Annotated in this window: 21 protein-coding genes; 8 read left to right on the top strand and 13 right to left on the bottom strand. The window is 64.6% G+C overall.

Annotation, left to right across the window (positions count from 1 at the left end; genetic code table 11):
• Window positions 1-24: 24 nt before the first annotated feature.
• Complete coding sequence (locus AB4M76_RS16805) at window positions 25-1,677, bottom strand: 4Fe-4S dicluster domain-containing protein (protein ID WP_368443134.1); 1,653 nt, start codon at window positions 1,675-1,677, stop codon at window positions 25-27.
• 126 nt (window positions 1,678-1,803) lie between these two features.
• Window positions 1,804-2,259 carry a redox-sensitive transcriptional activator SoxR gene (gene soxR / locus AB4M76_RS16800; RefSeq protein ID WP_368443133.1) on the bottom strand — a complete coding sequence of 152 codons (456 nt, stop codon included), beginning with the start codon at window positions 2,257-2,259 and terminating at the stop codon, window positions 1,804-1,806.
• A gap of 84 nt (window positions 2,260-2,343) precedes the next feature.
• Between soxR and AB4M76_RS16795 the strand changes: the two genes are divergently transcribed.
• From AB4M76_RS16795 to AB4M76_RS16785, 3 genes are all read left to right on the top strand, one after another.
• Window positions 2,344-2,724 (top strand): VOC family protein, encoded by a 381-nt coding sequence (locus AB4M76_RS16795; RefSeq protein ID WP_368443131.1) that lies wholly within the window; start codon window positions 2,344-2,346, stop codon window positions 2,722-2,724.
• Between the two features lie 143 nt (window positions 2,725-2,867).
• Window positions 2,868-3,338 carry a transcription elongation factor GreA gene (greA, locus tag AB4M76_RS16790; protein WP_368443130.1) on the top strand — a complete coding sequence of 157 codons (471 nt, stop codon included), beginning with the start codon at window positions 2,868-2,870 and terminating at the stop codon, window positions 3,336-3,338.
• Window positions 3,339-3,352: 14 nt separating this feature from the next.
• The gene (locus AB4M76_RS16785; protein ID WP_368443129.1) at window positions 3,353-4,417 is read left to right on the top strand and encodes a hypothetical protein; all 1,065 of its coding nucleotides are present in this window, start codon (window positions 3,353-3,355) and stop codon (window positions 4,415-4,417) included.
• 9 nt (window positions 4,418-4,426) lie between these two features.
• Here AB4M76_RS16785 and AB4M76_RS16780 read toward each other — a convergent pair whose 3' ends face one another.
• The 3 genes from AB4M76_RS16780 to AB4M76_RS16770 are packed head-to-tail and all read right to left on the bottom strand — an operon-like array spanning window position 4,427 to window position 7,687.
• Window positions 4,427-6,193 carry a bifunctional molybdopterin-guanine dinucleotide biosynthesis adaptor protein MobB/molybdopterin molybdotransferase MoeA gene (locus tag AB4M76_RS16780; RefSeq protein ID WP_368443128.1) on the bottom strand — a complete coding sequence of 589 codons (1,767 nt, stop codon included), beginning with the start codon at window positions 6,191-6,193 and terminating at the stop codon, window positions 4,427-4,429.
• Entirely contained in the window at window positions 6,190-6,792 is a 603-nt protein-coding gene (gene mobA / locus AB4M76_RS16775) for a molybdenum cofactor guanylyltransferase MobA (protein ID WP_368443126.1), read from the bottom strand. The genes AB4M76_RS16780 and mobA overlap by 4 nt, the downstream gene beginning before the upstream one ends.
• Before the next feature lie 4 nt (window positions 6,793-6,796).
• On the bottom strand, window positions 6,797-7,687 hold the full coding sequence (locus AB4M76_RS16770; RefSeq protein ID WP_368443539.1) for a formate dehydrogenase accessory sulfurtransferase FdhD: 891 nt from the start codon (window positions 7,685-7,687) through the stop codon (window positions 6,797-6,799).
• Window positions 7,688-7,736: 49 nt separating this feature from the next.
• On the opposite strand from AB4M76_RS16770, the gene AB4M76_RS16765 reads away from it, so the two are divergent.
• A complete protein-coding gene (locus AB4M76_RS16765) occupies window positions 7,737-8,462 on the top strand; it encodes an AzlC family ABC transporter permease (protein WP_368443125.1) in 726 nt (241 codons plus the stop codon).
• Complete coding sequence (locus AB4M76_RS16760) at window positions 8,459-8,785, top strand: AzlD domain-containing protein (RefSeq protein ID WP_368443123.1); 327 nt, start codon at window positions 8,459-8,461, stop codon at window positions 8,783-8,785. Before AB4M76_RS16765 ends, AB4M76_RS16760 begins: the two co-directional genes overlap by 4 nt.
• Window positions 8,786-8,811: 26 nt before the next feature.
• Here the strand turns inward: AB4M76_RS16760 and AB4M76_RS16755 are convergent, their stop codons facing one another.
• The 4 genes from AB4M76_RS16755 to AB4M76_RS16740 all read right to left on the bottom strand — a co-directional run bounded on the left by AB4M76_RS16755 (window position 8,812) and on the right by AB4M76_RS16740 (window position 12,743).
• Window positions 8,812-9,420: a hypothetical protein gene (locus AB4M76_RS16755; protein WP_368443121.1), complete on the bottom strand. Its 609-nt coding sequence runs from the start codon at window positions 9,418-9,420 to the stop codon at window positions 8,812-8,814.
• A gap of 35 nt (window positions 9,421-9,455) precedes the next feature.
• Window positions 9,456-9,590 (bottom strand): aa3-type cytochrome c oxidase subunit IV, encoded by a 135-nt coding sequence (locus AB4M76_RS16750; RefSeq protein WP_368443120.1) that lies wholly within the window; start codon window positions 9,588-9,590, stop codon window positions 9,456-9,458.
• A 352-nt stretch (window positions 9,591-9,942) separates the two neighbouring features.
• The gene (locus tag AB4M76_RS16745) at window positions 9,943-11,016 is read right to left on the bottom strand and encodes an MBL fold metallo-hydrolase (protein WP_368443119.1); all 1,074 of its coding nucleotides are present in this window, start codon (window positions 11,014-11,016) and stop codon (window positions 9,943-9,945) included.
• Window positions 11,016-12,743, bottom strand: coding sequence for an acyl-CoA dehydrogenase (locus AB4M76_RS16740; RefSeq protein WP_368443118.1), 1,728 nt, complete (start codon window positions 12,741-12,743; stop codon window positions 11,016-11,018). The genes AB4M76_RS16745 and AB4M76_RS16740 overlap by 1 nt, the downstream gene beginning before the upstream one ends.
• 158 nt (window positions 12,744-12,901) lie before the next feature.
• Here AB4M76_RS16740 and AB4M76_RS16735 point away from each other — a divergent pair, with 158 nt between their 5' ends.
• Window positions 12,902-13,834 (top strand): L-threonylcarbamoyladenylate synthase, encoded by a 933-nt coding sequence (locus tag AB4M76_RS16735; protein ID WP_368443117.1) that lies wholly within the window; start codon window positions 12,902-12,904, stop codon window positions 13,832-13,834.
• Here AB4M76_RS16735 and AB4M76_RS16730 read toward each other — a convergent pair.
• Window positions 13,831-14,385: a YqgE/AlgH family protein gene (locus AB4M76_RS16730; protein ID WP_368443116.1), complete on the bottom strand. Its 555-nt coding sequence runs from the start codon at window positions 14,383-14,385 to the stop codon at window positions 13,831-13,833. The genes AB4M76_RS16735 and AB4M76_RS16730 overlap by 4 nt on opposite strands.
• A gap of 164 nt (window positions 14,386-14,549) precedes the next feature.
• On the opposite strand from AB4M76_RS16730, the gene AB4M76_RS16725 reads away from it, so the two are divergent.
• Entirely contained in the window at window positions 14,550-15,359 is an 810-nt protein-coding gene (locus AB4M76_RS16725) for a protein-disulfide reductase DsbD domain-containing protein (RefSeq protein ID WP_368443115.1), read from the top strand.
• A 2-nt stretch (window positions 15,360-15,361) separates the two neighbouring features.
• On the opposite strand, the gene moaB is transcribed toward AB4M76_RS16725, so the two are convergent.
• The 3 genes from moaB to AB4M76_RS16710 are packed head-to-tail and all read right to left on the bottom strand — an operon-like array spanning window position 15,362 to window position 17,269.
• Window positions 15,362-15,904, bottom strand: coding sequence for a molybdenum cofactor biosynthesis protein B (moaB, locus tag AB4M76_RS16720; protein WP_368443114.1), 543 nt, complete (start codon window positions 15,902-15,904; stop codon window positions 15,362-15,364).
• Window positions 15,901-16,515, bottom strand: a complete 615-nt coding sequence (locus AB4M76_RS16715) for a LysE family translocator (protein WP_368443113.1) — start codon at window positions 16,513-16,515, stop codon at window positions 15,901-15,903. Before AB4M76_RS16715 ends, moaB begins: the two co-directional genes overlap by 4 nt.
• On the bottom strand, window positions 16,508-17,269 hold the full coding sequence (locus tag AB4M76_RS16710; RefSeq protein ID WP_368443112.1) for a uracil-DNA glycosylase family protein: 762 nt from the start codon (window positions 17,267-17,269) through the stop codon (window positions 16,508-16,510). The genes AB4M76_RS16715 and AB4M76_RS16710 overlap by 8 nt, the downstream gene beginning before the upstream one ends.
• A gap of 108 nt (window positions 17,270-17,377) precedes the next feature.
• Here AB4M76_RS16710 and AB4M76_RS16705 point away from each other — a divergent pair, with 108 nt between their 5' ends.
• Window positions 17,378-18,325 carry an aspartate carbamoyltransferase catalytic subunit gene (locus tag AB4M76_RS16705; RefSeq protein ID WP_368443110.1) on the top strand — a complete coding sequence of 316 codons (948 nt, stop codon included), beginning with the start codon at window positions 17,378-17,380 and terminating at the stop codon, window positions 18,323-18,325.
• Window positions 18,326-18,375 lie beyond the last annotated feature (50 nt).

Below are 18,375 nucleotides of genomic sequence, written 5' to 3'. Positions count from 1 at the left end.
TCCGCTCTGGCTCAGGGGAGCGGTTTACATATTGGGGTAGTTCGGCCCGTCGCCGCCCTGCGGCGTGGTCCAGACGATGTTCTGCGTCGGGTCTTTGATATCGCAGGTCTTGCAATGCACGCAGTTCTGGAAGTTGATCTGGAACCGCGTCTCGCCGGTCTTTTCATCCTCGACGAACTCATAGACGCCTGCCGGGCAATAGCGGGCCGAGGGGCCGGCGTATTTCGGCAGGTTGACCTCCACCGGCACCGAGGGGTCTTTCAGCGTCAGATGCGACGGCTGGCTTTCCTCGTGGTTGGTAAAGGAGAAGGCGACGTTGGTCAGACGGTCAAAGCTGAGTTTGCCGTCGGGCTTGGGGTAGTCGATCTTCTTGTGCTTATCGGCAGGCTCGGTCGCTTCGGCATCAGATTTGCCGTGGCTCAGCGTGCCGAGCAGAGAGAACCCAAGCGTGTTGGTCCACATGTCAAAGCCACCAAGCGCCAGCGAGGCGGTCAGCCCGTATTTCGACCACAGCGGCTTGACGTTGCGCACTTTCCTGAGGTCTTCGGCAATCGGCCCTTCGCGCACATCCGCCTCATATTCGACCAGTTCATCGCCGCCCCGCCCGGCTTGGATCGCGGCATAGGCCGCTTCAGCCGCGGCCTTGCCCGAGAGCATGGCGTTGTGGTTGCCCTTGATGCGCGGCACGTTGACCATGCCCACCGAACAGCCCAGCAGCGCCACGCCGGGGGCCACCATCTTGGGCATCGACTGATAGCCGCCTTCGGTGATCGCCCGCGCGCCGTAGGCCACGCGTTTGCCGCCTTTCAGCAGTTCGGCCACCATCGGGTGATGCTTGAAGCGCTGAAACTCCATGTAGGGGAAGACATGCGGGTTCTTGTAGCCGAGGTGCACGACGAAGCCGACGTAAACCTGATTGTTCTCAAGATGATAGATGAAGGACCCACCGCCCGCGTTGCTATTGAGCGGCCAGCCCATCGTGTGGGTGACGGTGCCTTCCTTATGTTTGGCAGGGTCGATCTCCCAAATTTCCTTCATGCCGAGACCGTATTTCTGCGGCTCTTTGCCCTCGTCGAGCCCGTATTTCGCGATCACCTGTTTGCTCAGGCTGCCGCGCACCCCTTCAGAGAGGAAGACATATTTCCCGTGCAACTCCATGCCGGGCTCATAGTTCGGCCCCGGGGTGCCATCGGCTTGACGGCCCATCTCGCCTGCCACAACGCCTTTGACCTCGCCATTGTCGCCAAAGACCAGTTCGGAACAGGCCATGCCGGGGAAGACCTCGACACCCAGTTCCTCGGCCTGTTCGGCCATCCAGCGGCAGACATTGCCCATCGAGACGATGTAATTGCCGTGGTTCTTCATCAGCGGCGGCATGGGAAATTCGGGGATGCGCAGCTTGCCCGCCTCACCCAGCAGGTAGAAGTTGTCTTCCTTCACCGGCACAGTGATCGGCGCGCCTTTTTCCTTCCAATCGGGGATCAGCGCATCCAGCCCGCAGGGGTCAAGCACCGCGCCCGAAAGGATATGCGCGCCCACTTCAGAGCCTTTCTCAAGCACCACCACATTGCACTCGGCGTCCAACTGCTTGAGCCGGATCGCAGCCGACAGGCCAGCAGGCCCGGCGCCGACGATCACAACGTCATATTCCATCGCTTCGCGTTCAATCTCGGCCATCGTGGTGCTCCCTCACGGCAAATTCGGTTTGGATTTGGCTAAACCAGAGCCGCACGCATTGCAATCGCGACCCTGCGTTTATTGCGCAAAACATGGCCTCAGCGACATAACATGACGCGCGACCCATCAGGCCGCCGGTTCGTCCCCCATCAGATAGCGCGGTCCCGGGCCATTTTCACCTGCCCGATCGACAGGATTGTAGAGCGCGCAGGCGTCAAGGCTGAGGCAGCCACAGCCGATACAACCGTCAAGATTGTCACGCAGCTTGGTCAATGTGGTGATGCGGGCATCCAGTGCGCTGCGAAAACTTTGGGAGATGCGGGTCCAATCGGCCTTGGTGGGCGTGCGTCCGCCCGGCAGGCGGTCCAACTCGGATTTGATCTGCGGCAGGGTAAAACCGAACTGCTGGGCGATCATGATGAAACTCAGCCGCCGCAGATCGGCCCGGTCAAACCGCCTCTGCCCGCCGGCGTTGCGCCAGGGCGCGATGAGCCCCTGCGCCTCGTAATAGCGGATCGCCGACACCGCGAGCCCGGTGCGCCGCGCCAATGCCCCGATGGAAAGCCCCTCATTCACCGCCATGTCACCTCCCATAAGTCCCTTGACCTAAAGTGAGGTTTAGCAATTAGCCTCGGTTGGCACAAGAAACCCGATAGAGGAAAGATTATGCCAGCCCTGCTTGAACATGCGAATTTCACCGTCTCCGACCCCGCCGCCACCGCCGCCTGGATGAAGGCCGTCTTTGGCTGGCACATCAGATGGGAGGGCGACGCAATGGCGGGCGGGCATACCAAACATGTCGGCACCAAAGACCACTATGTCGCGCTGTATACCCCCGGCGGGCCTACTGCAGCGAAAGAGGACAGCTACCACAGGCTCGGCGGGCTCAACCATATCGCCGTTGTGGTGGAGGACATCGAGGCCACCGAAAAAGCCGTGCAGGCACAGGGTTTCGACAGCAGCAACCACGCGGATTATGAACCCGGACGACGCTTCTATTTCCATGACGCCGACGGGATCGAATATGAGGTCGTCCAATACGACTGACGGCATGCAACCGCCGATGCGCGGGGCGCTTAGCCCTTGCAATCGGGGGGCAGTTTGGGTCAGGTATCCAGAAAGTTGACACTGCAATCGGCCGCCCCCCGGCTCAACCCCGGGTGCGGCCCTCATTACGTAGGCCCACCGCCATGGAAAAGATCCCGATGACCCGCGACGGTCACACCGCGCTCGAAGTCGAACTCAAGCAGCTGAAATCGGTTGAGCGGCCTGCCATCATTCGGGCCATCGCCGAAGCGCGCGAGCATGGCGACCTGTCGGAAAACGCCGAATATCACTCCGCCAAGGAAAAGCAGTCCTTTATCGAAGGTCGCATCAAGGAGCTTGAGGGCGTGATCTCGCTTGCCGATGTGATCGACCCCAAGAAGATGTCCGGCTCGATCAAATTCGGCGCGACGGTGACCTTGGTGGATGAGGACACGGAAGAGGAAAAGACCTATCAGATCGTTGGCGAATATGAGGCCAATATCGAAAAGGGTCTGCTCAACATCAAATCCCCGATTGCCCGCGCCTTGATCGGTAAGGAAGAGGGTGATTCCGTCGACGTGCGCACCCCCGGCGGCTTGAAATCCTATGAGGTCGTCAAGATCGTCTACGCCTGATCAGGAGCGAACAGATGGCAGACCCGAACCAAGCCCCGTCCGTCACCCGTGACGGCGGTGCCTCCTCCAGCAATGCCCGCAGCAGACCGACAAGTCTGGGCGTTTATGACCGCCCCAGGGCCGGCGGCATCACCGAGATTGAGGTTATCGCCATTGCCCTGAGCCTGCTGTGGCTGATCGGCACGCTTGTGTTCTTTGTGTTTCTGGCCCCCGATAGTGGCGAAGAACCCGGTGCCGGGCTGCGGGGGGTCATGACGCTGCTGGCGGTGATCCTGCCTCTGGGGATGATCTGGGTCGCGGCCACCGCGCTCCGTGCCAGCCGCATGATGCGCGAGGAAAGCCAAAGGCTTCAGGCAGCGATTGACGCGATCCGCCACAGCTCTGGCAGCCAGCTTCAGGGCAACCGAAACGCTGTGGATCAAAACCTCTCCCGCAAGCTCGACGAGGTGATCGCCACTGTCCGCAAGACGGAAAACGCCCTTGCCGCGCTGAGCACCCCGCATGAGGACGCGCCGCGGCCCGCCCCGACGGCACCGGCAGCGCAGCCCGCCGCGCCGGAAGATCAGCCCACCCTTGCCCTGGGCACAGAGGCCAGCGACAGGGCCGCGCCGCTTTCGGCAGAGGATTTCACCCGCGCACTGAACTTCCCCGAAACCGCCGAGGATGAGGCGGGCTTCACCGCCCTGCGCCGCGCGCTCAAGGACCGCTCTGCTGCCCAGTTGGTGCAGGCGGCGCAGGATGTGCTGACCCTGTTGAGCCAGGACGGGATTTACATGGACGACCTGCGCCCAGACCGCGCCCGCCCCGAGGTCTGGCGCCAGTTCGCCAATGGGGCGCGGGGCCGGACCATCGCACCTCTGGGCGGCATCCGCGACCGGTCTTCCCTAGCGTTGGCGAATGCCCGGATGCGCCAAGACCCCATTTTCCGGGATGCCGCGCATCATTTCCTGCGGCGGTTTGACCGGACCTTTGCCGAGTTCGAAAAACAGGCCACGGATGAGGAAATCTCCACCCTCGCCGACACCCGCACCGCCCGCGCTTTCATGCTGCTGGGGCGCTGTGCGGGGACATTCGACTGAGACGAGCGTCTAGCTGGTAAAGCTGCCATACGGGATAAAGCGGACCAGATCGCCGGGCCCGATGTCCCGCGCGGCCTCATCCAGTTCGACCAGCCCCTCGGCCCAACTCAGCCCGCTGATCCGGCCCGAGCCTTCGGAGGCAAAAACCTCCACCCGGCCCTCCCGCATCCGCGCCCGCAGATATTCGCGCCGTCCCGGTTTCCTGCGTTTTTCAAAGGCCGCGGGCACCTCAAAGCCCTGCGGCTCTTGCCATCCCGCCCCGGCCAGCAGCCCCATTGCGGGCCGCGCAAAGATCAGCGTGCAGACCAGTGCCGCCACCGGGTTGCCCGGCAGGCCAAACACCGGCACGCCCTGCCACAGCCCAAGGGCCAAAGGACGCCCCGGTTTCACCGCGATCCGCCAAAGCGCCATCGCCCCCGCTTCGGTCAGCAGGGCCGAGACATGGTCTTCCTCCCCCGCCGAGGCGCCGCCGCTGGTCAGGATCACATCCACATCCCTGGCCGCCGCATCCAGCCGCGCGCGCAGGGCGGCGCGGTCATCGGCGACGCGGCCCAGATCCACCGGCACATGGCCAAAGCGCTCGGCGAGATGCAACAGCATCGGGCGGTTGGCATCATATATCTGCGCCTCGGTTGCCGGGCCGCCCATCTCGACCAGCTCATCCCCGGTTGAGATCACGCCCACCTTGAGCCGCTTGCGCAGGCTGACCTCGGCCACCCCTGCTGCCGCCAGAAGCGCCAGTTCCGGCGGGCCGATCCGTTTGCCGGCGGGCAGGATCACCTCCCCCGCCTGCACGTCCTCGCCTGCCTTGCGGGTGTTCGCACCCGGTTTTATCGGCCCGTTAAAGCGCAACTCCCCGCCCTGCGCCGTGACGTCCTCTTGCAAGATCACCGTGTCTACCCCGGCGGGCAGCGCCGCCCCGGTCAGGACCCGGATCGCATGGCCTGCGGGAACGGCGCCGGGGCGGTCCCCGGCTGCCGCGCGGCCTGTGGCCAAGGGCAATTCATGCAGCCCGTCGCCGCGGCCCCCGGCGAAACCATAACCATCAACCGCGGTATTGGGCAGCGGCGGGTTGGCCCGCGCGGCGGTGACCTCCTTGGCCAAGACCCGCCCACCTGCGCGCGCGACGGGCAGCGTTTCCTGCTCGGTGACCGCGTGCAACCGGCCATGCAGCATCTCCAGCGCCTCTTGTACTGGGGTCCAATGCACGCCGGGCGGCAGGGCAAAGCAGTCGTTGCGCAGCGGTGGCGGGGCCGCATTGGCATCCGGCTCAGCGGGCGCCGCGATCAGACCCACCTCGCGCAGAATGAAATCGGCCACCGCCCTGGTGTCATTCAGATCAAAGACAGGCCGGTCCAATGTCAGCGGCACATCTGCGGCCACCGCGCGCACGGTGTTGTCCTCGGGCGCGATCAGCGGGTTGCCGGTCTCGGCCCGATGCGCCTCGACCTTGGGATGGGCGTCGCGTTTGTAGCCCTCGACCAGCACCAGATCGACCGGGGCCAGCCGCTTCAACTGCGCGTCGAGCGGCGGCTCCTCGGCCCCGCGCAGCTCATGCATCAAGGCAAAGCGCGCGCCCGAGGCCAGCAGCACCTCGCGCGCGCCCGCAATGCGGTGGCGGTGGCTGTCCTTGCCCGGATGATCCACATCAAAGCTGTGATGCGCATGTTTGACGGTCGAAACCGTAAAGCCGCGCCCGGTGATCTCTGCAACCAGCCGTTCCATCAACCCGGTCTTGCCCGCGTTTTTCCAGCCGACGACGCCGTAAACCCTCATGCCATCGCCTCTGCTTTCGCCAGATCCTCTGGTGTGTTCACGTTGAAAAAAGCGGCCTCATCCGGAAACAGCGCCTCGCGCCCGTCATGCGCCTGTGTCCAGAGCACCACCTTGCGCAGCCCGCCCTGCAAGGCGGCCCGCAGATCATCGCGCAGCGCCACGGGCCAGAGACCAAAGGTCGGATGCCGCGCCCTGCCGCGTCGGGCGTCGGGCGTGGCGGCCAGCGCCAGCGGATGGGCCATTCCGTCGGCCGCCAAAAGCAGTTGCGGCACCAGATCACAGGGCAAGAAGGGCGTGTCAGCGGCGGCGGTGACAATCGTGTCAGCCCCCTGCGCGGCGGCCCAATCCATCCCGGCCAGGACCCCGGCCAGCGGCCCGGCAAAACCCTCGATACTGTCCGGCAGCACCGGCAGCCCAAGATCCGCAAACCGCGCCGCATCGCCATTGGCATTGAGCGCGAGCCCGGCCACCTGCGGCTCCAGCCGGTCGATCACCGAAGACAGCAAAGTGCCCTGCCCCAGCGGCAGCAGCCCCTTGTCGCCGCCGCCCATACGGGTCGCCTGCCCGCCCGCCAAGATGACGCCAAGTGGTTGTTTCATTGCTCTAACTCTTCGCCCCCTTGCGCCCGCTCTTGCGCGGCTCATCGGCCACGCTGGCAGGATCGGCATCGCGGATCAACCGCCCTTCGCCCGCCAGACAGGTAAAGCGCTGCCCGCGCATGCGCCCGATCAATGTCAGGTTCACCTGCTGCGCGATCTCCACCCCCCAAGCGGTAAAGCCCGAGCGCGAGGCCAGCACCGGAATGCCCATCATCGCCGTCTTGATCACCATTTCAGAGGTCAACCGCCCGGTGGTATAGAGCACCTTATCCTCGGCCCCCACCCCTTCGGAAAGCATCCAGCCTGCGATCTTGTCGACCGCGTTATGCCGCCCCACATCCTCCATATAGACCAGCGGCCGGTCGCCCTGACAGAGCACCGTGCCATGGATCGCCCCGGCCTCCAGATAGAGGCTCGGCGTGCGGTTGATCTTGGCGGCCAGCGCATAGAGGTCCGAGGTGCGCACCGGCGTGTCGGGCAGGCGCACATCCGCGAGCCCTTCCATCATATCGCCAAAGACGGTCCCCACAGCGCAGCCGCTGGTGCGGGTCTTGCGCTGCATCTTGTCTTCGTAATCGGTGGCGCGTTCGGTGCGCACGACGACGGTCTCCAGCTCTTCGTCATAGTCGACGCCGGTGATCTGCTCATCCGGACGCAACATGCCCTGATTGCGCAGAAACCCAAGCGCGAGATAGGCCGGGTAATCGCCGATCGTCATGGCGGTGACGATCTCCTGCCGGTTGAGGAATATCGTCAGCGGGCGTTCCTCGACCACATTAATCGCCACCTCCGCGCCCGTGTGATCCACGCCAGAGACATTTCGCGTCAGCCGAACAGCACCCGGATCGGGGGCGATCAGATAATTGCTAAGTTCATTGTCGCGGGCCAATTGTATCCCCTTCTGGTTAGGTCTAAGCCTTTGGTATTCTATTTAAGAGTTCGTCATGACCATCACCACCACCAAATCCGCCTATCGCAAGGGCGTCGTCGATGCATTGCCTTTTGTCTTGGTGATCATCCCCTTTGCCTTGCTCTTTGGCCTCTTAGCCACCGAGGCCGGATTGAATGTCGTTGAAACGCTGACCTTCTCCATCGTGGTGATCGCAGGCGCGGCGCAGTTCACCGCCCTGCAACTGCTGCAAGAAGATGTGCCAACAGCGATTGTGCTGGCCTCGGCATTGGCGGTGAACCTGCGCATGGCGATGTATTCGGCCTCTCTCACCCCCTGGATCGGCGGCGCGCCGATCTGGCAGCGGGCGCTGGCGGCCTATATGACGGTGGATCAATCCTATGTCGCGGCGATCACGCAATATGAGCGCGCGCCGCAGATGACCGTGCCGCAGCGGATGGCCTATTTCTTTGGCACCGTGACGCCCGTGGTGCCGCTTTGGTACATTTTCACGCTGGTCGGCGCGATGGTGGGGGCCAGCGTGCCCGACAGTTGGGCGCTGGATTTCGCCATTCCGATCACCTTCCTTGCCATGATCGCGCCGATGTTCCGCACCATGGCGCATGTGGCCGCCGCATTGGTGGCGGTGATCGTGAGCCTGATTGCGGTCGACGTTCCCTATGCGCTTGGGCTGATCATCGCGGGCGTCGCTGGCATGGTCACCGGGGCGCAGGTTGAAGCATGGATGGAACGGGTCAAACCGGGGAGCACGGCACGATGATCGACAAGACTTCGCTTTGGATCGTCATCATCGGGCTTGGCATCGGCAGTTTCTTTCTGCGCTTTGTCTTTACCGGCTTGGTCGGAGAGCGGCAGATGCCGCCCTGGCTGCTGCGCCACCTGCGTTATACTGCCGTGGCGATCCTGCCGGCGCTGGTCGCGCCGCAGGTGCTCTGGCCCTCGGGCACCGATGGGCAGCTTGACCTGCCGCGCGTCAGCGCTGCCGTGGTGACGCTGAGCGTGGGCCTTGTCACCAAGAACGTGCTGGCCGCGATCCTGTCCGGGGCCGCGACGCTTTACGGGATGTTGTATTTTCTGGGCTAGGCCGGGTTCGGCCCAAGGCGGGCGCGCTATTGCCGCGCCAGCCGAGCGGCGCGTAGGGCGTCGATCACATCGCCCGCGTCATCTTCGTAGTATTTCGTCGTGGTCACACCCGGAAGCGTTTCGAACTGCTCTTGCAGTTTGACCGGATAGAAGGTCGATTGCACCCCCTCGAACCCCGGCAACTTCTGCAATAGGCCGGTCGTCGCCTTGGCGCAAAAGGCCCCCGGCACCGCGCCATTGCCGGTCACCAATTGCAAGGCGCGCTCGGCCACGGCGGGGCTGACCGGAATCTCCTGGCTGACCACATGGAAGGTGCTGCGGGCATGGGCCGATTTATAGGCCTGCAACCAGGCCGGCGTCACGCCGTAAAGCACATCGCCCCGCTCTGGCAGACGCGGATCGCGGAACGACCCGGCCGGGTCAAAGATCACGCGTTGGGACCCGTTTACCATCAGCGCCGTATGGCCGCCGCTGCCGGTCCGGTTGTTGACCATGGTCATCAAGGTCAATGACGGCGGCTCCGGTGCGCGATAGGCAGCCGCAGCCACGACCTCAGGCGCGCTGTCGGGGCTCTGATCGACAGAGCAGCCCGCAAGCGCGGCAACCAATGCCACAGCCGTCAAATATGGCTTCAAACCGCGACTCCTTTAGGGGGTCGGAAAGGGCCGTATCACCCGGCGAAAAGCGCCAGCAGCACCAGAATCGCAAGAATGACCACAACACTGCGCGTGACGAAGCTCATGAAGCCGTCAAAGGTCTTTTCCTGCGCTTCGATATCCATGCTGCCATGCTCATGTTCAGCCATTTTCGTCTCCCTAAGACAGTGTTTCGCGCTCCCTACCCTATTCGTAACACGGTGTCACGGGGGCATAGCGTCATGTTTTCCATACTAGCAGAGGTTGATATTGCACGTTAAAGGAGAATCACACGCAGCCATATCACCTTAAAGTAATGCTAATACTCTAGGGTTAATTGGAGCCACTTGCCAGCCCAAAGCGACCGTATGACGGGCCTCCAAGCGAAGATTTGGCGACAATGCGCTTCGCAACTTGCGATTGTAGGTCGGCCTGCATCAGTTACCCTCCATTTCGCTGCGCCATTCCCCGTTTGAACGCCCCTGCTTGCGCAGAATCACACATGCTGCCGCCCTGCCCCGTTCAACCCTTGCGTTGATAGACCCATGCCCCGTCTGCGCTGCGCAGGCTGCGCGTGGCCGCTCCGACCTGATAGAGATGGCTCAGATGGGCCACCGCTTCGACCAGTGCCAGCCCATATTCCGCCTCGCCAATATTGCGCTTGAAGAGCGGTGCGAAACATTCTGAGGCCGATTTCGGCGTATCAATATAGGCCAGCAGGCGGCGCAGGGCGCTGTGGTGGTTCTCGATCAACTGCTTCAGCCTTGTGGGCAAGCCGGTGAAGGGCAGTTTATGCCCGCCCAGCACCAGATGATCTTCGCGCGCCAGCGGCAGGAAACGCTCGCAGGCCTCCAGCCATTCGCCGATCGGGTCGGCCATCGGTTCGGTCGGGTAGACGCCGATGTTGGGGCTGATCGAAGGCAGAATCTGATCCCCCGCGATCACCAGATTGTCATCGCGGCTCCAAAAGGTCGCATGTTCGGGCGCATGGCCATTGCCGATATGCACCTCCCAATCGCGCCCGCCCATGCGGATCACATCGCCTTGCCGTATCCGCGTGAAGCCGAGCGGCAGCGGGGCCACCACATCCGAGAAATTGAAGGGCCGCTCACTGGCCCGTTTGTCATAGAGATCCGCCGCCATGCCGGATTTGCGGTAGAAGGCCAAAGCCTCGGCCACGGGCCGGACCTGCACATCCAGCGTCAGCATCCGCGCGGTCAGCCAGGCGGTACGGGTTGTCACCAGTTCCGCGCCAAACTCCGTCTGCAGCCAGCCTGCAAGGCCAATGTGATCGGGGTGGTGATGGGTGACCACCACGCGTGTGATCGGCTTGCCGCCCAGCGGTCCTGCCATCAGCCCGCGCCAGATCTCCTTACCCCGGCGCGAGGCGAAACCGGTGTCGATCACGGTCCAGCTGTCACCCTCGTCCAGCGCATAGACGTTGACGTGGTCAAGCTTCATCGGCAACGGCAGGCGGAACCAGAGCACCCCCGGCGCCACCTCGATCGCCGCCCCTTCGGCGGGCGGCACCTCCCAAGGGTAGCGCAGCCCTTGCGGCGGTGTCGGTGTGACGGGGATGGGGGCCTGTTCGGTCATCAGCTTTTCAGATCCTCCACGTCGAGCGCATAGAGATCCTCTGCCCCGGCCTGCGCATGGGCGAGCAGGCCCTGATGCGCGGGCAGCAGCCGCTGCATATAGAACCGCGCCAGTTTTTCCCGCGCGTCACTGCCGCCTGCGGCTTTCTCGGCCATCGCGGCTTGCAGATGCAGATGTCCGCCCAGCACGCGGGCAAAAGCATGCAGATAGGGCACCGCACCGGCGAAACGCTGGTTCATATCCTTCTGCGCCACCATCCATTCGGTCGCCTCGCGCAGGGTTTCGCTGGCCTGCCAGACCGCGTCGGCCATACGCGGGAAGGGGCCGCGGGCGGATTCGGCATGGGCTTCGATCTCGTCCAGCAGCCGGTTCGCCGCCTCGCCGCCGTCCATCATCTTGCGGCCCACAAGGTCCATCGCCTGAATGCCGTTGGTGCCTTCATAGATCGCCGTGACGCGCACATCGCGGCTGAACTGCGCGGCGCCGGTTTCTTCGATAAAGCCCATGCCGCCATGCACCTGCACGCCCATCTCGGCGACGCTCATGCCGGTATCGGTGCCGAAAGCCTTGGTGATCGGTGTGAGGAAAGCCGCCCGCGCGGCCCAGTCGTCGCCCTGCCCTGCACGCGACATGTCGCTGGCATAGGCACAGCTCAGCGCAATCGCGCGGGCGGCGAAGATATCGGCCTTCATGCTCAAGAGCATCCGGCGCACATCGGCATGGTCCACGATGGTGCCGCTGCCGCCTTCCACAGGCGACCGGCCCTGCTTGCGCTCCAACGCGTAGTCCAGCGCCAGTTGATAGGCCCCTTCGGCCGCGCCGATGCCCTGTTCGCCGACGCCAAGCCGGGCGTTGTTCATCATGGTGAACATCGCCGCCATGCCACCGCCCTCGCGGCCAACGATCCAGCCGGTGGCCTTGTCATATTGCATCACCGCGGTGGGCGAGCCGTGCAGGCCCATCTTATGTTCAAGGCTGACCACGCTCACCCCATTGCGCTCTCCCGGCTCGCCATTCTCATCGGGGATGAACTTCGGCACGAGGAAGAGGCTGATCCCCTTGGTCCCCGCAGGCGCACCCGGCAGGCGGGCCAGAACAAGATGGCAGACATTGCCCGCGAAATCATTGTCGCCCCAAGAGATATAGATTTTCTGCCCCGAGACCGCATAGGTCCCGTCGCCATTGTCCTCGGCCCGGCTGCTGAGCGCGCCCACGTCCGAGCCCGCCTGCGGCTCGGTCAGGTTCATCGTGCCGGTCCATTCGCCCGAAATCAGCTTCGGCAGGTAGAGGTCCTTGATCGCGTCCGACGCGTGATGTTCCAGCGCCTCGATCTGGCCTTGGCTCATCAGCGGGGCGAGTTGCAGCGACAGGCAAGCGCCGCTCATCATCTCATTGACCGCGCTGGTCAGCGTCATCGGCAGGCCCATGCCGCCGAACTCCGGGTCCGCCGACATGCCGATCCAACCGCCCTCGGCAATCGCGGCGAAACCTTCGGCGAAACCGGGCGAGGTGCGCACGACGCCATTCTCCAGCTTAGCCGGATGCAGATCGCCGCCGCGTTGCAGGGGCGCCAGCACGTCGTTGCAGAGCCGCCCGGCCTCCTCCAGAATCGCGCCGGTCACGTCATCGGTGGCCTCGGCAAAGCGCTCGGTGCTGCGGAGCGTTGCGAAATCCAGCACATCCTCGATCAGAAAACGGTAGTCATCGACGGCGGCGCGGTACGGCATATCATATCCTCCTGAAAGGCGCGCTTGATCTGGCAAGCCTGACATGGCCCTGATAAAGGCGAGTTGGTGTTGCCGCCAGCATGAAACGCCCGGCCGCCCCCCGCAACCCAAACGCGGCGTCACGGGATGCCGCGTGATCCGACAGGATGTGCCGCGCCATGACCGAGACCCTAAGCCCCACCGCCGACGGCATCGCCCGTGCCGCAGCCCTGTTGCAAGAGGGCGCGCTGGTCGCCCTGCCGACCGAGACGGTCTATGGCCTCGGCGCCGATGCGCGCAATGGCGCGGCGGTGGCGGGGATCTATGCGGCAAAGGGGCGGCCCAGCTTTAACCCGCTGATCGTGCATCTGCCGGATGTGGCGACCGCCAAACACTATGTCGACTGGTCGGATCAGGCCGACCGTCTGGCGCAGGCCTTTTGGCCCGGGGCGTTAACCTTGGTGCTGCCGCTCAAGCCTGACAGCGGGCTCTCCTCTCTGGTGACCGCCGGCCTGCCCAGCCTTGCGCTACGCGTCCCCGCCCATCCGGCGATGCGCGAGGTGCTGCAGACCCTCGGCGGCCCGGTGGCGGCCCCCTCGGCCAATCTTTCGGGCAAGATCAGCCCCACCACGGCGGCGCATGTTCTGGCAGGGCTTGAAGGGAAGGTCGCGGCGGTGCTGGATGATGGCGCCTGCACCGTGGGGCTGGAAAGCACGATCATCGGCCTGACCGGCCCGTGCCCGACCCTGTTGCGGGCCGGGGGGCTGCCGAGTGAAGTGATCGAGGCCGCCCTCGGCCAAGAGCTGAAGATCGTCGATGGGGCAGAGATCATCGCGCCGGGTCAACTGGCCTCTCATTACGCCCCCGGTGCGGCGGTGCGGCTGAATGCGGCGGCAGCGGAAACGGGCGAAGTCCTGCTCGGCTTTGGCCAGATGCGCTGCGACCTCAACCTTTCGCCCTCTGGCGATCTGACCGAGGCGGCGGCGAATCTGTTTGACCATCTGCACCGGCTGGACGCGACGGGCCGCCCGATCGCCGTCGTGCCGATCCCCGATCACGGCTTGGGCCGCGCGATCAACGACCGTCTGGCCCGCGCCGCAGCACCGCGTTAGGCCCGGCCCGCCGTGGCCGACAGGCTCAGCGGATCGACCCCGAGCGACTGCAAGGCCGCGCTCCATTTTTCGCTGTCGGGCAGGCCGAGCACCAGTTCAGCCGTCGCCGGGCAGGTCAGCCAGCCGTTCTGCGCGATCTCGGCTTCCAACTGCCCCGGCCCCCATCCGACATAGCCCAGCATCAGCTGCGCCTGTTTCGGGCCTTTGCCATTGGCGATGTCTTCGAGGATGTCGCGGGTGGCGGTCATCGCAATGCCGTCGCCCACCACCAGAGTCTCGATGGCGGATGTGTAATCGTCGGAATGCAGCACAAAGCCGCGCCCGGTCTCGACCGGCCCGCCAAAATGCACGGCCAGTGATTTGGCATGCTGCGGTGTCTCTTCGACCAATTGCTCCAACACATCCGCAAGACGCAACTCGGGCGCGGGCTTATTGACCATCAGCCCCATGGCGCCCTGCTCTGAATGCGCTGTCAGATAGATCACGGAATGGGCGAACCGCGGATCTCCCATGCCCGGCATCGCAACCAAGACCTTGCCCGTCAGTTTCATTGTCTGACCCGTCAAAGCGAACCTCCAAATGCCAACCCTTAGGCGAACATGACCCCTGTGCGGCCACAAAACAAGAGAGGAGCGCGGCAGCCCGGCGCATCGGCGAAACATCGATGATGCAAATGTGACTTGGCAGTATGCCGCGGATGCCGCATCTATAGCGCATGAAAATACCGCATCTCCTCTCTGCTCTTGTGACCTGCCTGACCCTCGCGCTGCCTGCTGCGGCACAGCAAAGCGGTTCACCGCTCAGGGGCGATCTGCTGACCGGTTGGCAGCAGGCCGATGGGCGGCGAGTGGCGGCGATCCGGCTGCGCATGGCGCCGGGGTGGAAAACCTATTGGCGCAGCCCCGGCGATGCAGGCATCCCGCCTGAATTCGACTGGTCCGGCTCGGACAATCTGGCGGATGTGGCGATCACCTGGCCCGCGCCCAAGGTGTTTGACCAAGGCGGCGTGAGCTCCATCGGCTATGCCCGCGAGGTGATCCTGCCGCTTACGCTGACCCCGCGCCGCGCTGGCCAGCCTGTCGCCCTTGATGTGGAGATTGATCTGGGCGTCTGCAGCGATATCTGCCTGCCCCAGACCGTCCAGTTGAACGCGCTGCTTGACAGCAGCAGCCAGCAGCCGACGCCCGCCATCGCGGCGGCCATCGCCGCGCGCCCCTATAGCGGGGCCGATGCCGGGGTGAAACGCGCCACCTGTCGCCTGCGTCCCACCGCGGAGGGGCTCTCGATCGAAACCCGTCTGACCCTGCCGCCCGCCGGGGGCAAGGAGACGGTGGTGATCGAGCCGGGCACGGCAGGGCTGTGGATGAGCGCGACCGACAGTCAACGCCGGGGCGATACGCTGATCTCCACCGGGGAACTTTTCGCAGAGAATGGCCGCGCCCTCGCGCTGGACCGTTCGGCCATCCGCATCACGGTGATCGGCCAAAAGCACAGTGTCGAGATCAAGGGCTGCACCCCCGCCTGAGCTTACTTGCGGCGCTGATGCTCTTCCAGACGCGGCATGATCTCGACGAAATTACAGGGCATGTGGCGGTAATCCAACTGCTTGAGCAGAATGCCATCCCAGGCGTCCTTGCAGGCCCCCGGGCTGCCCGGTAGTGCAAAGAGATATGTTCCCTGGGCCACCCCGCCCGTGGCGCGGCTTTGCACGGCGCTGGTGCCGATCTTCTCCATCGAGATCATCGTGAAAACCGTGCCGAAAGCGTCGATCTCTTTCTCATAGACATCGCGGTGCGCTTCGACGGTCACGTCGCGACCCGTAAGCCCGGTGCCGCCGGTGCTGATCACCACGTCAATCTCGGGGTCGGCGCACCAGTCACGCAGCCGTGCGGCGATGGCCGGGCGGTCATCTATCACGATATCGCGCGCCGCCACGACATGGCCCGCCGCCTCAATCCGCCCGGCCAGCACATCGCCAGAGCGGTCCTCGGCCATGCTGCGGCTGTCGGAGACCGTCAAAACCGCGATCCGCACCGGGATGAACTCTCGGCTGTCGTCAATCCTGCTCATGTCCGCTCCATCATTGCCAGTCGTGCCGCCAAGGCGGCGAAAATCCCGCTGCTGATCCAGCCAAGCAGCCGCCCGCCGCCCGCCAAGCGCCGCCCGATCCCGGCGGCAAAGACGCCCACCGCCCCGTTGATCACAAAGCCGCCCAAGGCCAGCACCGCGCCAAAGGTCAGGAACTGCGCCAAGACCGGTCCGGCGCTCGGCACGACGAACTGCGGCAGAAAGGCCAGCACGAAAAGGATCACCTTGGGGTTGGTCAAATTGACCACGAAGCCGGTGTTGAACGCGCGCCAGCCGCCCATGCCCGGGGTCACATCACGCGGCTTACCGGCCTGTCGCAGGGTCTGCACCGCGAGCCAGAGCAGATAGGCCACGCCGAGCCAGCGGATCACATCCAGCGCCCAGGGCAAGGCGGCGACCAGCGCCCCGAGCCCCAGCCCCGCCAGCGCCACATGCGCCAAGACCCCCGCCGAAATCCCCGCGCTCGCCGCCAGCGCAGCCCTTGGGCCAGAGCGCAGCCCTTGGCCCAGACAGAACATCATATCCGCCCCCGGCGTGAGGTTCAGCGCCAAAGCGGCAGGCACGAAGGCCAGAAGCGTCAAGGCGTCAACCATCGCGCAGCCGCGCCTTCAGGCTCAGCAGATCCGCCCAGGCCTCGCGTTTGAACGCCGGGTTGCGCAGCAGATAGGCCGGGTGGACCATCGGCAAACAGGGCAGGCCCGCGGCCTCGGTCCAGGTGCCGCGCAGCCTGATGATGCCGCGTTTTTCAAGCAGGGTCTGGCAGGACCAATTGCCCACCAGCACCAGAAGCTTGGGCTTGGCCAATTCGATATGCCGCAGCACGAAGGGCCGCATCATCGCGATCTCATCCGCCTTTGGGTCGCGGTTCTGCGGCGGGCGCCACGGCAGGACATTGGTGATATAGACGTTCCGGTCCCGCCCCATGTCGATCGCGGCCAGCATCCGGTCGAGCATCTGCCCCGCGCGCCCGACAAAGGGTTTGCCCGCGCGGTCTTCCTCGCGGCCCGGCGCTTCGCCAAGGAACATCACCGGCGCACCCGGCACACCGTCCGAGAACACCAGATTGCGCGCGCCCTTGCGCAGCTCGCAGGGCTCGAACCCTTCGACCGCGGCGCGCAGCTCGTCCAACGTCTGCGCCGCCTGCGCCGCTTGCCGCGCCAGCGCCACCGGATCGGGCTTGGCCTCGGGCCGCAGGGGTTGCGGGCCTCTCGCGGCGGCCTTCGCCTTGGGCGGGCTCGCCGGCACCTCATAGCGGTTGACCGGCGCATCGCAGATCGCCTCGGTCGCGCCCAGTTCCACCTGCCACGCCAGCAGTTCCGCCGCCTGATGATAATCCAATGATTCCATGGCCGCAGCTTACGCCCTGCGCGGGCGGGGCGAAATGCCCTATCGCATGGCTTGCTGCCGCGCGCTCCCCGCGCCTATAAGGCGGCAACAGCAGAAGGGATCGCCACCATGTCATTCGCCCATCGCCACCTGCTTGGCATCGAACAGCTGTCGCAGTCCGACATCACCACCCTGCTGGATCTGGCCGACACCTATGCCGACCGCAACCGCCAGCCCGACAAACATTCCGACGCGCTGCGCGGGCTGACGCAGATCAACATGTTCTTTGAAAACTCCACCCGCACGCAGGCAAGTTTCGAAATTGCGGGCAAGCGGCTTGGCGCGGATGTGATGAATATGGCGATGCAGGCGTCGTCGATCAAAAAGGGCGAGACGCTGATCGATACGGCGATGACGCTGAACGCGATGCACCCTGACCTGCTGGTGGTGCGGCACCCGCAATCGGGCGCGGTGGACCTGCTGGCGCAGAAGGTGAACTGCGCCGTGTTGAACGCGGGCGACGGGCGCCATGAGCATCCCACGCAGGCGCTGCTCGATGCGCTGACGATCCGCCGCGCCAAGGGGCGGCTGCACCGGCTCAGCATCGCGATCTGCGGCGACATCGCGCACAGCCGTGTGGCGCGGTCGAACATCCTCTTGCTGGGCAAGATGGAGAACCGCATCCGCCTTGTCGGCCCGCCGACCCTGATGCCAAGCCAGATCGACCAGTTCGGGGTCGAGGTCTTCGACGACATGAAAAAGGGCCTCGAAGGCGTCGATGTGGTGATGATGCTGCGGCTTCAGAAAGAGCGGATGGACGGCGGCTTCATCCCTTCCGAGCGCGAGTATTACCACCGCTACGGGCTCGACGCCGAAAAGCTGGCCCATGCCAGCCCCGAAGCCATCGTCATGCACCCCGGCCCAATGAACCGCGGGGTCGAGATCGACGGCACCTTGGCCGATGACATTAACCGCTCCGTCATTCAGGATCAGGTCGAGATGGGCGTCGCGGTGCGCATGGCGGCGATGGACCTGCTGGCGCGCAACCACATGGCCGCGCAACCCGGCGTGGCCTAGGCGGAACCCCAGCGGACCTGTTGCGTTTTACTGGTAACAACGCAAAGGAA

The organism is Sulfitobacter sp. PS-8MA, from assembly GCF_040933935.1.
In the GTDB taxonomy this organism is placed as follows: Bacteria; Pseudomonadota; Alphaproteobacteria; order Rhodobacterales; family Rhodobacteraceae; genus Sulfitobacter.
The sequence above is the reverse complement of the archived record's forward strand: the minus strand, read 5'-3'. Positions and strand labels throughout refer to the sequence as shown.